The following is a 13,761-nucleotide window of genomic DNA, read 5'->3' as shown; positions in this document are numbered from 1 at the left end:
CGCACGCGCAAACTAACTTTTCTCATACACGACATGAGAAACTTTCATTTCCTCGCTGGACGTAACCGGCTGATCATCCGTCATTCCCTTTCCATTGGGAGCCGCGTTGCGCATTCGTATGAACCGGGCGCGCGAACACAACAATGAAACCGACTACAATCGGATACCTGACGACCTCGCACCGCCCTGACGCCGAATGAGACCGTACATTCCCTCCTTGCAGAGCCTGCTTGCTTTCGAAGCAGCGTCGCGACATCTCAGCTTCACGCGCGCAGCACAGGAACTTGAACTGACTCAAACCGCAATCAGCCATCAGATCAAGACCCTTGAAGACCGGCTGGAAATCAAGCTGTTCGTTCGTCGGCGCAACGTGCTCACGCTGACGCCGGCCGCACGCGAGTATCTGAATTCCGTGCACGAAGCGATCAATCTTCTGTCGATTGCAACGGCACACGCGCGCAAGAAAAAGCCGAGCACGGTTCTAACCGTCACGTGTCTGCCGACGTATGCCGTGAAATGCCTCATCCCGGCGCTGCCGGAATTCCAGCGCGACCATCCCGAGATCACTGTTCATCTCGCCACCAGTTCGACCTTCAACGAATTCGAGCGCAACAGTTATGACGTCGCGATTCGCTACGGCTCGGGGCGCTGGGCATCTTCGCGCGCCGACCGGTTGCATGGCGAAGAGTTCTTCCCTGTGTGCTCGCCAGCGGTGCTCGCGGAGACTGGCGAATTCGGCTCGATCGCAGAATGCCTCGCGCGGATGCGGCAGATTCGCACGTACTTTTACTCGATGTATCAGGATGACTGGCCCGCGTGGCTCGAAGCAGCTGTCCAGAAACCCGTCGAATTTGCCAGCGAGTCGGTATTCCATCTGCAACTGACGTCGCTTGCCGCCGCGGTCGACGGCGTCGGCATTGCCATCGGCCGCACGCCGCTCGTCGACGCCGATCTCGCGAGCGGCAAACTCGTCGCGCCATTCGACCTGCGAGTGCCGTCGAACTCCGCCTATTTCGTTACGTCGCCAAACGACAAGGCCAGGATGAAGAAGGTGGAGCAGTTTCGCGAATGGGCGCTTGCGCGACTAGGTGAAAACCCGGCTCGCGAGACAGCTTCTGCGACGCGCCACGCTTCGTCCGCGTCGTCAGTCGAAGGCCATATGGCTCCATGTCCAGCACCTCTCAGCCGGTAGCCGACCCGCCGTATCGCACCGTAGCGGTTCTGCTCGAACAGCATAGGCGCCGGACGCCCGAAAAACCTGCGATCGTCGACGTCGATGACCGCAAGAGCATCTCCTTCGAAGAACTGGCTGGTGTCGTAGATGGAATTGGACGCCAGTTGCTGCGCCGCGGTATAAAAAAGGGCGAGCGCGTCGTACTCGCCGGCACGGAGGGGCTGGACAAACTGCTTCTGTGGCTTGGCATCTGGCGCATCGGCGCGGTCGTGTGTCCGCTGGATGTGTCCTTCGTCCGTCCCGCGATCGCCCGCACGCTGATCGACACCATCGCGCCCGCACTCGTCCTCGCTCCCGCGAATGGGGACGACAGCATCTGTGCGGTAACGGACGGGCCGGTGACGCGCTTTGCTGCCTGGTCGTCAACCGGCGCAGATGAGGCCGCGCCCGAGACGCTACGGCTCGACAGCGACGATCGCGACGACGTCGCCCTTCCAGAAGGCGCCACGGCATCCGCACCCGGCGATATTGCATCGATGTGCTGTACGTCCGGCACGACCGGCATGCCGAAGATCGTCGTGTACGATCACGCATGCTACTGGCTGAACAGTCTCGACAGCATCGATCTGCTGGGTTTGAACGTCGATGACCGCGCGCTCGAGTATCGTTCGTTCGACTGGTATTCGGCGCAGATTCTCAGTTTGATGCCGTTCCTGCAGCTTGGCTCGACGCTATACGTCGCACGCCGTTTTTCCATGAGCCGGTTCGCGGACTGGATCAAAAGCCATCGTGTCACCGTGAGCGCGGGCGTGCCGACGGTGCTGAACATGCTCCTCGAAGCGCCTGTCGACACCCGTGACGGAACCTTCGCGACGTTGCGCGCGATGACCTGCAGCACGGCTCCGCTGTCGCCCGTCCAGTGGGCGCGTTTCGAAAAGCACTATGGCATCCGGATACTGAACCTCTACGGCTCGTCGGAGGCGGGCTGGATGTGCGGCAACCGGACGCAACGACGCAGGATCGGCACCGTCGGCTATCCCGTCGCACATATCGAGTTCGATATCGTCGACCCCGATGGCGTGTCGTGCGGCCCCGACGTGGAAGGCCAGGTGGTCGTGAGCGGACCCAAGCTTGCGCTCGGGCTGCTGTGTGCGGACGGCACCATCAAACCCATTCGTGGTGCGCCCCTCTTTACCCGTGACGTTGCGGCGCGTGACGCGGACGGCTTCGTACGAATGGCAGCGCGGATGGACGACCTGATCATCCGCGGCGGCGTCAAGATCGTTCCACAGGAAATCGAGGACGCGATGCTGGGCCATCCGGATGTGCAGGACGTAGCGGCCCTCGGCGTTCCCGACCCCGTGTACGGGCAGGAATCCGTATGCTTCGTCGTCCCGCACCCGGGCACCGCTCCCGATGCGGAAGAGTTGCGTGCGTACTGTCGAGCGCATCTCCCCCGAGAGAAATGGCCGAAGCACGTTTATCTTGTGGCATCGCTGCCGCGGAACGCCCGCAGCAAGATCCTGCGCGACGAGTTGCGGCAACAGTGGTGGCAAATCGTCAATACCGCCAGGGATCTACCCGAGTGCGAGTAGTCGCGCCGCCAGAACCGTCAAACCGTCTCTGCCAGGATGGGGCATAGGGCATGCGCGGAAACGTCCTCATGCGCGGCCTTCGCCTGCGCGACCTGAAGCGTTTTCGGCAAGCTCACGCCGTTCTTCGCAGCCGTCATCTCCGCGGCGATCGAAACGGCAATCTCCGGCGGCGTCCTGCTGCCGATGAAAATGCCCGCTGGTCCGCTCAAATGGCCAAGCTGCGCATCGCTGACGTTGAAGAGCTTGAGGCGTTCGCGTCGCCTGTCACTGTTCCTGCGTGAGCCGATGGCGGCAACGTAGAACGCATCCGTCTTCAACGCGTCGATCAGGGCAAGATCGTCCAGCTTTGGATCGTGCGTCAGTGCGACGACCGCGCTGTGCGCGTCGAGACGCATATCGAGCACCGTGTCGTCGGGCATGGAGCGCACGATGCTCACGTTCGGCAGGCTCCACGCATCGGCGTATTCTTCCCGCGGGTCGCAGACGGTCACCTGATAGCCGAGTCCGCATGCGATCGTCGCAAGGAAGCGCGACAGATCGCCCGCGCCGATGATCAGAAGACGATAGCGCGGACCATGCACGGTCACGAGCGTCTTGCCGTCAAAGCGCAATTGTTCGTCCGGCAATGCACAACGAAGACGCGTGCGCCCGCTTGCGATATCCAGTTCGCGTCCGATCAGCGCGCCCTGTGCGAGTTGCGCCGCGAGATCGACGAGTCCAGCCAGCGACCCGTCACCCCAAAGCGGCTCGATGACCAGTTCCATCGTGCCTCCGCACGGCAAGCCGAAACGCAGGGCTTCTTCCGCGCTGATGCCGTAAGTCGCCACCTCCGGCCGCCCGCCGGCGAATAATTGCCGCGCGCACGATCCATCAGATCGTCCTCGACGCATCCACCCGACACCGAGCCGCTTACGACGCCATCATCACGCATTGCCAGCATCGAGCCGACAGGCCGCGGACTTGAGCCCCACGTCCGGGTCACGGTGACGAGCACGACGCGGCGACCGGCCCCGAGCCAGTCGACTGCATGCTGCAAGACGGCTACGTCAATGCTGTCCATCGCTGTTCTCCTGTCCCGTCAATGCCCGACTAGTGGCGGCTCCTTCGTCAAGCCGATGTATGGGCCACCATCTGCAGCTCGACGAGAAATCCATGATGCAGTTCCGGTACCGGCACGACGGCGCGCGCCGGCTTGTGGTCGCAGAAGTATTCCGCATAGATGCGGTTGAATTCCGGCCAGTGCCCGACACCGACGATATAGGCGGTGCACTGCACGACGTCGGTCAGCCTGCATCCTGCTTCGGTAAGGACGTGCTCACAATGCTGCAGCGTCGCGCGCACCTGACGCTCGAAGTTGTCCGGGCCTTCGGTTGCGACGCCCGGCCCCGGCAGCATGCCGGACACGAATGTGAAGCCACCCGCCTGAACTGCCTGCGAATAGTGCCCTCCCGGCGCCGGCGCATCGGTCGTAAAAACGAAATTCATTGTTCAAACCTCCTCAGGTAAGGGTTTGCCTCGCGTTTCCGGCAGCAGCGGAGCCAGCGCGAGACCCACGAGATAGATGAAACCGACTGTCACTGCCGCATGACCGTAGCCACCAAAGCGCGCGATCAGGGTTCCTGCGACGAGCGGACCGCTCCACGCAAGAAAGCGTGGGACATTGAAGCAGAAGGCTATCGCCGTGCCGCGTACACGCGTCGGATACAGTTCGGGTAGCCATGTCGGCATCCACGTATACTGGCCGAGACTGAAGAATCCCGTGACGCACGCGACCGCGAGCAGGAGCACGACATCGTGCGTCCACATGAAGAGCACCGGCGTCAGTACGAACGCCATCGCGAAGAACAGGAAGGTGACACGCTTGCGCCCATATGTGTCCGCAAGAAAGCCGAGACCAATGTAGCCTGCGATCGCGCCCACGTTGTATGCCATGCCAGCAAAGCTCGCCCAGGCCGGCGCTGAAAGCCCCGCTTGCGCCGCGACCGAACCGATATACGGCGGCACCCACGTGGAGATACCCCACCAGCCCAGCGTCGTGCTAAGCGACATCAACACGGCAATCACGGTGCGACGGCGCAATTTCGGTTGCGCAAACAGGTCGAACAGCGTGAGACGCGCGAGGGCCTGTTCCCGATCGTCGAGCGCCATGCCGGCCTTCCTTCGAACCTGCGCGTCCTTGCGGTCCGCGTCGACACGTGCCCACTGCTCCGACTCCGGTATACCGGCGCGCATCCACAAGGTAGCCAGTCCCGGCAGTACACCGAGAAGATACATATAGCGCCATGCATGCTGACCCATGCCGCTCATGAAGAGCCACACCAGCGATGCCACGAAGAAACCCATACCGAGGCCGCACTGCATGAGTCCCGCGCCCTTGCCTCGATGCTGGTCGGGCCAGATTTCGGCGGTCATGGCGGTGCCGGTCGCCCACTCCGAACCCATCGCCAGCCCGACTACGAAGCGCAACGCCGCAAACGACGCCCAGTTCCACGAGAGCGCGCTCAGGCCCGTAGTCAGCGAGTACGCGAGAATCGCCAGCATCATCATCCGCTTGCGGCCGATGTAGTCGGTGAGCACACCCCCGACCAGTCCGCCGATGCCCCATCCAAGCAGCGTCAATGCGATGGTAAGACCCGCGTAGAACGGAATCTGCGCATGCGCGGAAGGTTCGAGCAACTGACCGAGTGCGCCGCCAACTGTGAGAATCAGCGCGTAGGTCTCGTAGCCGTCGAAGAACCAGCCGAGATTGGACGCAACGAGCGCGCTCCATTGTTGCCGGTTGATCGACCGGTACCAGACGACGGGCGCAACGCCGTCGTTGATCGTGACCGCGGTCGGCATGCGCGACCCACGCGTGCCGTCACCCTGCCCTTCCAAGGGTCGCTGCATCGACTGTCTCCTTCGTTGTTGTTCTCCACACAGCCGGCTTCATGCGATGTCTGCACCGCTGAACCGATGCGCGGGACAAGCGCGACTGCTTTATGCGAGCACTTCCTTCTGTTCCGACCTGCGCATTTGCGCCGCGAGTTTAACGGCTTCGATGATCTCGGGGTAAGCCGCACAACGGCACAGATTGCCGGACAGGAAATGCCTGATTTCGGCTTCGGTCGGGTCGGGATTGCGGTCGAGCAACTGGTGGCTCATCAAGATGAAGCCGGATGTGCAGAATCCGCACTGAAACGCCCCGCATTCGATGAACGCCTGCTGCACGGGATCGAGCTGACCGTTGGCATCGAGATGTTCGATCGTGACGACTTCGCCACCGTCGACCATCGCCGCCAGAAACAGGCAACCCGACACACTCTCGCCGTTCACGATGATCGTACAACACCCGCACAGCCCTTGACCGCAGCTTTCCCGGGCACCGTACAGCGAAAAGTGTTGCCGCAATACTTCGAGAATCGTTCGATGCGGTTCGATGACCGCGCTCACCGGTTCGCCGTTCAGCGTGAAGTGGATCGTAATGGACGTGGCACTCATGGACTACTCCTCGGACAGCGGCGCGTTGCGCAAGACGCACAATGCGCGGAAAACGGATTCGGGGGTCAGCGGCAACGATTTAAGCCGAACGCCCACCGCGTCCTCGATCGCTTCGGCGATGGCCGACGCGACACCGAAGGTCGAGCTCTCTCCGACGCCCTTCGCGCCGAACGGGCCGTTGTGCTGCACCGAGTCGACGGTCTCGCGGCCAATCACAGGCGGGATGTCATGGATGCCCGGGATCTTGTACTCGGCAAATGAAGCATTGCGAAGCTGCCCCACTTCATCGAAGTCCATGCGCTCGAACATCGTGATGCCGAGTTGCATGATCGCCGCGCCCGAAATCTGCGTGTCGACCACCTTGGGATTGATCGGCGTACCGCAATCGACGACGTGCTCGAAGCGGATCAGCTTGAAATGCCCCGTCTCGGTGTCGACTTCCACTTCCACGCCGCAGCCGCCGACCATCCAGTTCGGCGTGATGTTCTCCGATTGTCCCGATTCATACGCCGGCGACTCGTAGGCCGGAATGAAGCTGCCGATACCGACGACGTTACCGGCCTGCATACCGTACTTGCGCCGCAGCAACTCGCCGGCGCGTGCCGCCGGAACCGGTGGCACGCCGAGTTCATTCGCGATGTCGACGAGTTTCCTGCATACGTCTTCCGCCGCGAGACGCACTGCGTGTCCCATATGAAACGTCGAACGTGAACCGAGCGTGGCCATGTCGTAAGGCGTGACGTCGGTATCCGGCCGCATCACCTTGATCCTTTCGGCCGGAATGCCGAGCACTTCGCCCGCCATCAACGCGATCGCCGTCTCCGACGCCTGGCCCATATCGACCGTACTTGAGTAGACCGTGCAACTGCCGTCGCCAGCGAGACTCACCATCGCAACCGAAGTCGTCGGCGCAACCAGCGCCTTGAAGCCGATACCGATGCCGCGCCCGCGACGCACCGTGCCCGTGCCGCGCTCGAACGGTGCGTTCCAGTTCATCCGCCCGGCGACGCGCTCGAGCACGAGGTCGATGGCCGCATCCTGCATCGGCGTGCCCGTTGCATGCGGCCGTCCCTCCCGCAGAATGTTGCGGCGACGGAACTCCACCGGATCGATCCTGAGCGCACGCGCGATCATGTCCGCGTGGCTCTCATAGGCCCACACCATCTGCGGAATACCGAAGCCGCGGAAGGCGCCGGCAGGCGGCAGATTCGTATACACCGCGTAGGAATCGATCGAAACGTTCTCGATGTCGTAGGGCCCCGACGCCGTGAAGCCCGATTTTTGCGTGACGCGCGGGCCGATATCCGCATAAGCGCCGCCGTTCCACCACACTTCGCACTTGCGCCCGGTGATGCGGCCGTCGGCCGAGACCGCAGTCTTCATCCGGAACGTCGTTGCATGCTTTGTGATGGTGAAGAACTGCTCTTCCATCGTCAGCGAAATCTTTACCGGGCGCCGCGCGAGCAACGACAACGCGACCACGAGCGCCTCGAGCTTGATATACAGCTTCGCACCGAAACCGCCGCCCAGCAGCGCCGACTTCACGCGTATGCGGTTTTCCGCCCAGCCGAGCAGGCGCGCGATTTCGATCCGCACGAACGACGGACTCTGCGACGCGGTGTGCACCGTCAGCGTGTCCTCGCCCGGCTCCGCAATCGACACCATCGGTTCGAGTGGCGTATGCATCACCTGCTGCGTCGTGAACGTGTCCTCAAACACGTGTGCCGCGGCCGCACATGCCGCGTCGACATCGCCACGCCTGAGCTGAAAATCGAGCGCGACGTTAGTGCCGCTGCGACCGGCCAGATGCTTCAGATCGGGAAACGTGCCGGCCGGCCTCAGGAAATCGTGTACGAGAACGCCCGATTTCGCCGCCTCGACTTCGTTGAACACGGCGGGTAATTCCTCGTACTCGGCCATGATCAGATGCGTGGCCTCCTCGGCGATGTGCGGATCGGCCGCGAGCACGACGGCAACCGCCTCGCCGATATAACGGACTTTCTCGAGCGCGAGAATCGGCTGGTCATGGAAGGCCGGACCGAAATAGGGCTCGGGTATGACCCGCAGGATGTCCTGCGCGGTGTAGACGCCGAAGACGCCCTCCATCTCGCGCGCCGCGCTCGTGTCGATGCTGACAATCCTGCCGTGCGCGACGGTGCTGCGAAATATCTTGCCGTAAAGCATGCGCGGCAGCACGAGGTTATGAATGTATTCCGCGCGCCCGGTCACCTTTGATCGGGCTTCGAGGCGGTTTAGGGAGCGGCCCACCTGCTTCTCTGCTGGTTGCTCGTCCAGAGCCGTTTCGATTTTCATGATGCATGGGTTCCGTGATGGCCGGCCGGTTTGCCAGCGGTGGCGGCAAGTGCCGAGCGCACTGCGCGACCCAGATAAACCCTGAGCAGTTGTTTCTTGTAGCTGGCCGAGCCGTGGGGATCGCCGACGATATCCAGCTCCTGCGCGCCCTCTTCGCCGGCACGACGCAAGGTGATCTCGTCGGGAAGCGCATCGCGCAGTAACGCCTCAGTCTTCGTCAGCCGCGTCGGTTTATCGGTCGCGGCGCCGACGATCACGCTCGCGTTGCGAATCCGCGGACCCTGCATGTCGAGCACAACGGCGACGCCAAGCGCGGGCCAGTCGTGGGCCGCGCGCGTCGTCACTTTCATGTACGCGGCGGGCCTGCCGGCTTGTGGCGGCACGATCACTTCCGAGATCAGCTCGTTGCGGGCCAGCACCGTCTCGTAGTAGCCCGTGCACAACTGCTCCATCGGCACCGTGCGCTCGCCCTGCGGGCCGCTCAACGTGACCCGCGCGCCGAGCGAGGTCAGCACCGGCGGGAGGTCCATGTGCGGGTCCGCGTGACCCAGGTTGCCGCCGAGCGTCGCAACGTTCCTCACGCGCACGTTCGAAAGCGTGCGGAGCGTGCGCGAGAGCATCGGCCAGCCCTCCTTGACGAGAGGCGAGTGTTCGAGCGTTGCAAGGCGTGTCAGCCCGCCGATGCGCAATTCGCCGTTCCCGCCGATCCGCACCTGCGAATACGCGGGTTCGATGTCACGCAGGCTTACGAGCCGCGTGGGTCGCAGCACGCCGGCCTTCATCATCAACATCACCGCCGTGCCGCCGCCGACAGGGCGAATGTCTGGATCCTCCGGATCCAGCAGCCCAATCGCCTCTTCGAGCGACCTCGGCCTCGCGAGCTCAAACGGAATCATCGGGTGCACTCCTTTTTTTGTGACGCGCTGCGCTGGCAGCGCGCTTCATCTGTTCCGCGAGCGCCGGCAGGACAAGCGCGGTCATTGCCGCACGATTGCGGCGTGCCTGCCGGCACTTCGAAAACGTGTCTAGCGGCCGCAGTGCGCACGGTCGAGCAGGGTGTGCAATTCCGCGGCGACGACGTCCGGGGTTTCGAGCGGCGTCAGATGACGCGCCTTCGGAACTTCCACCAGCGTCGAACCGGCAATCCCTGCATGAAGCGCGCGCGCCATGGCCGGCGTCGCGGCATAGTCTTCCTCGCCGACGATCACGCAGCACGGCACCTTGACATCCGGCATCAGCGCCCGACCGTCGAAATCGCCCAGCATCCGGCCTGTCGCGGCGAACGCAGCGACGTCATTACGCAGGAACGTGTCGACACAGCGCTGTAGTACGTCGGGATGGTTGGCACGGAACGCGTCGCTAAACCAGCGGGTTGCCTGGAAATCGACGAGCGGCGCCAGGCCACCGGTTTCAGCCTTCTGCGCGCGTGCATTCCAGTCTTGCGAGGCCGTCTCGCCGTACCACGCGGTCGTGTCGATGAGACCCACCGCGGTGCAAATATCCGGATAGGTCGCCGCGAACTGAAGGGCAACGCAGCCGCCCATCGATGCGCCCGCGATCAGGACGGGCTGAAATTGCAGTGCGGCCACTAAGTCATGCACATCCTGCGCGAAGAGCGGCACGGTGTACGGGCCCGCAGCCTTGTCAGAAGCGCCATGACCGCGAGCATCGATTGCAAGAACCGAAGCACGGGGAAGGAGTTTCTGCACAACCGGTGTCCAGAAATGACGATCCATCGCCAGCGAATGCACCAGCACGACCCGTATGGGGTTCCGGGTTCCGCCATACAGGCTGTATCCGATGCGCGTGCCGTCTCGCTCTGTGACGTGGGACGACACGAGATCGGGATTGAATTGATTGTTCATCGCGTGTTCCGCAGGCTGTCGGGTAGGGTTGGATTCGGGAATTGAGCCCCGCAGCCGGATATTGCTGGTCCGTCGGTACGGCAGCAAACGATGATCTTTCATGCGATGTATGAAAACAATTCATTGGCTGCGAATGGCCGTTCCGGGCAGCACGCATACCCGGGCGCAGCGCGGCCGGGATGAATTTCTCTCATATGCAGCATGAACAATTACCGTTTGCCCGCTGACCTGGTCGCCTGCAATCTTCCTGCGAAGGTGTACCGCATCGGCACGCCGTCGTCGCGGAAGCACCAGCGATCACACCGGCCGCCTGTGCCCCCGGGGCCCCGATCCTGGCCACGGCGTCGGCTTCCAGCGGCTCCACGCCCCGTTGCGTGACGAACGCGCAATGCGCGCGCACCCGCAAGCCCATCACTAGCCACATCGCCGTTAGCCGATCCGGCGGTCCACTTTTCAATCGGTCAATCACAAAGGTCGAACGTCATGAACTCCGCTAAAAAAATCCTCACTTCGCAGTGGGTGCGCCCGCTCCTGCTCATCTTCGTTCTGCTGGTGACATGGGACCTCGTGATCCGGATCTTCAAGATCCCGCCATACCTGGTACCGACGCCTGTGGCGATCATGGAGCAGATCGCCGCCCAGTGGCAAATGCTGTTGCAGGAGTCGCTGCCGACCCTTTACGCGACCCTCGGTGGCTTTTCGCTGTCGGTGCTGATCGGCGTGCCGATTGCGATGCTGGTGGCAGCGTCGCCGCTCATCGAAAGCTATCTGTACCCGCTGGTCGTGTTCTCACAAAGCATTCCGAAGGTGGCGATCGCACCCTTGTTCGTCGTCTGGTTTGGCTTTGGTCTTTTCCCGCGCGTGCTGGTGGCGTTTCTGCTCGGCTTCTTTCCCGTGGTCGTGTCGACGGTCATGGGCTTCAAGTCGGTAGAGAAAGACCTGATCGACCTCGCAAAATCGATGGGCAGTTCACCGCTAAAGACGTTCTTCAAGATCAGCCTGCCTCACGCCCTGCCGTCGATCTTCTCCAGCATGAAAGTGTCGATCACGCTTGCAGTAGTGGGCGCAGTGGTCGGCGAGTTCGTCGGCGCGAACTCCGGGCTCGGATTCGTCCTGCAACGCGCCAACGGCAACTTCGACCAGCCGCTGATCTTCTCCGCACTCGTCGTGCTGTCGGTAATCGGGGCGCTGCTGTTCGTGGTGATCGACATGCTCGAACGCGTCGCGATTCCGTGGCACTCGTCGCATCGCTCGCGAGTCCTGGGTCGCTCGTGAGCCGCTACTGCCGCGGCTCGCTTCTCATCCAGATATCCACGTCATATAACAAGCAGGAGACAACATGAAGTACAGAACCCTATCCCGTCTCGCCGCTGCCGCGATCAGCGTCGCCGTCTTATGCAGCAACGCGCTCGCGAAAGACTCCGTCACCATGATGCTGAACTACACCGTCAATGGTGCGGTCGCGCCGTTCTATCTCGGCAAGGTGAAGGGCTATTTCGACGCGGAGGGCATCGACCTCAAGCTCATGGAAGGGCACGGCTCCGGACCGACCGTACAGGCCGTCGCCACCCATAACGTCGACATCGGCTATGCCGACTTCAGCACGATGGTCAAGGTCGCGGCGATGGGCGCGCCGGTGAAAGCGATCGGCGTGCTGATGCAGGAGAATCCGACTTCGGTCGTCGGTCTTGCGGAAAAGAACATCAAGACCCCGCAGGACATCAAAGGCAAGACCGTCGCGGTCGCGCCGGGCGACGCATCGTCCCAGCTGTGGACGATGTTCATGAACAAGGTCGGGTTGAAGGAATCGGACTTCAAGACCATCACCGGCAATCCGCAAACGACGATCAATGCGGTGATTACCGGCCAGGCCGACCTCCTCGTTGGCTTCGCGACCATTCCACTGATTTCCGTCGAACAGGCCACCAGAAAGCCCGCGCACGCGCTGCTGTTTGCCGACTACAACGTCAACGTGGCCACGCTCAGCATCATCGCCCGTGACGACATGATCAAGGACAACGCCGACTTGCTGAAGCGCTTCATGCGCGCCACCGCCAGATCGGTCAGCGAGAGCGAGAAAGATCCGGCCGTCGCTGTCGACGCCTTGCTCAAGACGCTGCCAGCCGCAGGATCGCGCGACACGATGATCCGGACGCTCAAGGCAACGATTCCGTTCTACCGCACGGCCGAAACCAGGAACGCGCCCATCTTTCATGTCAGCGCGAAGAACATCACTGATTCCGTGTCGGCGATCGTGCAATACAGTAAGCTGGATAAATCAGCGAACGACCCGGCCAGATACTACACCGGGGTCTTCGTACCATGAGCCGCCTTGCGCGCAGACGCGCGCTTGCCCCGTCCTTCACTCGCCCACTTCCCGAAACCAGCCTCGATATGACTTCCGTACTCAAGCTTAGCGACAATCCCCACCGGTCGACCACGCACGCAAGCGCACGAGCGCTGATCCAGTTGCGCGACGTGACCAAGCGTTATGCAAGTCGTCAAGGCACGATGGAAGCGCTGCGGCCGCTCGACTTCGACATTCGCGACCAGGAGTTCGTGTCGGTCGTCGGGCCGTCGGGCTGCGGCAAGAGCACGCTGCTCAAGATGGTGGCCGGTCTCGAGTCGATCTCATCCGGGTCGATGACGCTCTCCGGAAATCCGATACGGGGACCGCAAAAGAACGTGGGCATCGTGTTCCAGAACGCCGTGCTGCTCGCATGGCGCAACGTGCTGCAGAACATCCTGCTTCAAGCCGAAATGCGCAGGATGCCGATGCGCGAAGCCCGCGAACGGGCAATGCGTCTGATCGAGATGGCGGGCCTCAAGGGATTCGAAGAAAAGTACCCGTGGCAGCTCTCAGGAGGCATGCAGCAGCGCGTTTCGATTTGCCGCGCCTTGCTGCACGAGCCGACTGTGCTGCTGATGGACGAGCCCTTCGGTGCGCTCGATGCAATGACTCGCGAAAGTATGAACATCGAGTTGCAGCGGATCTGGATGGAATCGAAGAAAACCGTTCTTCTCATCACACACAGCATCTCCGAGGCGGTGTTTCTGTCGGACCGGGTTCTGGTCATGTCGGAGCGGCCTGGCTCGATTGCCGCCATCTACGACATTGACCTTCCGCGACCACGTCCACTCGAAGTGATGGCGACGCCGGCGTTCCTGCACTACACGAAAACAATACGCGCGCACTTCAACGCTCAGGGCTCACTCGATGACCACTGAGGCTTCTTGTTGCATCGTGCGGTTTGCGAAGTAGTCTTCACCAAGGCGGCCGCCCGGCCGCCTCTTTGAAACATGATTCAAGGCGCTTACGTTCTGGCGCGTCATC

11 protein-coding genes and 1 pseudogene are annotated in these 13,761 nt (G+C 62.2%); 5 read left to right on the top strand and 7 right to left on the bottom strand.

Annotated elements, in window-relative coordinates:
• The first annotated feature begins 196 nt into the window (after positions 1–196).
• Positions 197–1,192, top strand: a complete 996-nt coding sequence (locus P3T21_RS02935; protein ID WP_429254415.1) for a LysR substrate-binding domain-containing protein — start codon at positions 197–199, stop codon at positions 1,190–1,192.
• Positions 1,168–2,769 (top strand): class I adenylate-forming enzyme family protein, encoded by a 1,602-nt coding sequence (locus tag P3T21_RS02930; RefSeq protein WP_429254414.1) that lies wholly within the window; start codon positions 1,168–1,170, stop codon positions 2,767–2,769. The genes P3T21_RS02935 and P3T21_RS02930 overlap by 25 nt, the downstream gene beginning before the upstream one ends.
• A gap of 17 nt (positions 2,770–2,786) precedes the next feature.
• Here P3T21_RS02930 and P3T21_RS02925 read toward each other — a convergent pair.
• From P3T21_RS02925 to P3T21_RS02895, 7 genes and pseudogenes are all read right to left on the bottom strand, one after another.
• Positions 2,787–3,829: pseudogene (locus tag P3T21_RS02925) on the bottom strand (XdhC family protein).
• A gap of 47 nt (positions 3,830–3,876) precedes the next feature.
• Positions 3,877–4,254 (bottom strand): RidA family protein, encoded by a 378-nt coding sequence (locus P3T21_RS02920; RefSeq protein WP_429254413.1) that lies wholly within the window; start codon positions 4,252–4,254, stop codon positions 3,877–3,879.
• A gap of 3 nt (positions 4,255–4,257) precedes the next feature.
• Positions 4,258–5,658, bottom strand: a complete 1,401-nt coding sequence (locus tag P3T21_RS02915; protein ID WP_429254412.1) for an MFS transporter — start codon at positions 5,656–5,658, stop codon at positions 4,258–4,260.
• 90 nt (positions 5,659–5,748) lie between these two features.
• The gene (locus P3T21_RS02910) at positions 5,749–6,249 is read right to left on the bottom strand and encodes a (2Fe-2S)-binding protein (protein WP_429254411.1); all 501 of its coding nucleotides are present in this window, start codon (positions 6,247–6,249) and stop codon (positions 5,749–5,751) included.
• A 3-nt stretch (positions 6,250–6,252) separates the two neighbouring features.
• Positions 6,253–8,562 carry a xanthine dehydrogenase family protein molybdopterin-binding subunit gene (locus P3T21_RS02905; RefSeq protein ID WP_429254410.1) on the bottom strand — a complete coding sequence of 770 codons (2,310 nt, stop codon included), beginning with the start codon at positions 8,560–8,562 and terminating at the stop codon, positions 6,253–6,255.
• Entirely contained in the window at positions 8,559–9,458 is a 900-nt protein-coding gene (locus P3T21_RS02900) for an FAD binding domain-containing protein (protein WP_429254409.1), read from the bottom strand. Before P3T21_RS02900 ends, P3T21_RS02905 begins: the two co-directional genes overlap by 4 nt.
• A 129-nt stretch (positions 9,459–9,587) precedes the next feature.
• Positions 9,588–10,427, bottom strand: coding sequence for an alpha/beta fold hydrolase (locus tag P3T21_RS02895; protein ID WP_429254408.1), 840 nt, complete (start codon positions 10,425–10,427; stop codon positions 9,588–9,590).
• A 483-nt stretch (positions 10,428–10,910) separates the two neighbouring features.
• Here P3T21_RS02895 and P3T21_RS02890 point away from each other — a divergent pair, with 483 nt between their 5' ends.
• The 3 genes from P3T21_RS02890 to P3T21_RS02880 all read left to right on the top strand — a co-directional run bounded on the left by P3T21_RS02890 (position 10,911) and on the right by P3T21_RS02880 (position 13,655).
• Positions 10,911–11,702 carry an ABC transporter permease gene (locus P3T21_RS02890; protein WP_429254407.1) on the top strand — a complete coding sequence of 264 codons (792 nt, stop codon included), beginning with the start codon at positions 10,911–10,913 and terminating at the stop codon, positions 11,700–11,702.
• 64 nt (positions 11,703–11,766) lie between these two features.
• The gene (locus tag P3T21_RS02885; protein WP_429254406.1) at positions 11,767–12,753 is read left to right on the top strand and encodes an ABC transporter substrate-binding protein; all 987 of its coding nucleotides are present in this window, start codon (positions 11,767–11,769) and stop codon (positions 12,751–12,753) included.
• Positions 12,754–12,821: 68 nt separating this feature from the next.
• Positions 12,822–13,655 (top strand): ABC transporter ATP-binding protein, encoded by an 834-nt coding sequence (locus P3T21_RS02880; RefSeq protein ID WP_429254405.1) that lies wholly within the window; start codon positions 12,822–12,824, stop codon positions 13,653–13,655.
• Positions 13,656–13,761: the final 106 nt, after the last annotated feature.

The organism is Paraburkholderia sp. GAS334, assembly GCF_050436625.1.
In the GTDB taxonomy this organism is placed as follows: domain Bacteria; phylum Pseudomonadota; class Gammaproteobacteria; order Burkholderiales; family Burkholderiaceae; genus Paraburkholderia.
This window is presented reverse-complemented; position numbering and strand designations above follow the sequence as displayed.